The organism is Pseudomonas sp. SWRI179 (assembly GCF_014268705.1).
Lineage (GTDB): Bacteria > Pseudomonadota > Gammaproteobacteria > Pseudomonadales > Pseudomonadaceae > Aquipseudomonas > Aquipseudomonas zanjanensis.
The window spans coordinates 1-232 of record NZ_JABWRA010000168.1 but is presented as its reverse complement, the minus strand read 5'-3'; the positions used below and the strand labels follow the sequence as shown (position 1 = coordinate 232).

Genomic DNA, 232 nt, shown 5'->3' with positions numbered 1-232 from the left:
CCCACACTACCATCGGCGATGCATCGTTTCACTGCTGAGTTCGGGATGGGATCAGGTGGTTCCAATGCTCTATGGTCGTCAAGAAATTCGGTGTCCAACCCGTTCAACAGCAACGTGTCGGTAAAATCGATGACTCTTACTAAAACAAAACCCCTACCTGCATCAGCAGATAGGGGTTTCGGAATTTAATCTTGACGATGACCTACTCTCACATGGGGAAACCCCACACTAC

General features: G+C 48.7%; 1 rRNA gene. It reads right to left on the bottom strand.

Annotated features, from left to right (window positions below):
• Positions 1 to 83 (bottom strand): 5S ribosomal RNA (gene rrf, locus HU767_RS28655); the annotation flags it as partial.
• Positions 84 to 232: the final 149 nt, after the last annotated feature.